Source organism: Catenulispora yoronensis (genome assembly GCF_039531695.1).
GTDB lineage: Bacteria > Actinomycetota > Actinomycetes > Streptomycetales > Catenulisporaceae > Catenulispora > Catenulispora yoronensis.
In genome coordinates this window covers 1-567 of sequence record NZ_BAAAQN010000218.1, presented here as the reverse complement: position 1 = coordinate 567, position 567 = coordinate 1, and the positions used below count along the sequence as shown (strand labels likewise).

The window sequence follows — 567 nt, the reverse complement described above, 5'->3', positions numbered from 1 at the left end:
ATGGTCAGTAAATTACCCACCGATTTAATGAGCGTCCTGCCGTGGGTGACCGGCCTGGCGCTGGCGGCGATCCTGCCGTTGCTGTTTACCCGCATTATGGGGCAGGCAGAAGAGCCGCATGAAACGGTACGTATCTGGCCGATGCTGAAGCTACGCCAGGCGCGCCACGGGGTCAATGGCTGTATTATTTCGGGGATTGTCCTCGGCTCGCTGTATGGCCTGATGCCGCTGTGGCTGAACCATCAGGGCGTCAGCGACTCCGGCATCGGCTTCTGGATGGCGGTGATGGTGAGTGCGGGGATCCTCGGCCAGTGGCCGGTAGGGCGCCTGGCAGACCGCTACGGTCGCCTGCTGGTGCTGCGGGTACAGGTCTTTGTGGTCATTCTGGGATGTCTGGCGATGCTTAGTCAGGCGGCAATGGCCCCGGCGCTGTTTGTGCTTGGGGCATCTGGTTTCACGCTGTATCCGGTGGCGATGGCCTGGGCCTGTGAAAAAGTGGAGCACCATCAGCTGGTGGCGATGAATCAGGCGCTGCTGATGAGCTATACCATCGGCAGCCTGCTGGGC

Annotated in this window: 1 protein-coding gene; it reads left to right on the top strand. The window is 61.4% G+C overall.

Annotated elements, in window-relative coordinates; all coding sequences use genetic code 11:
- The coding region (locus tag ABD481_RS46935; RefSeq protein ID WP_344672372.1) for an MFS transporter at positions 1-567 on the top strand (567 nt) is incomplete at both ends.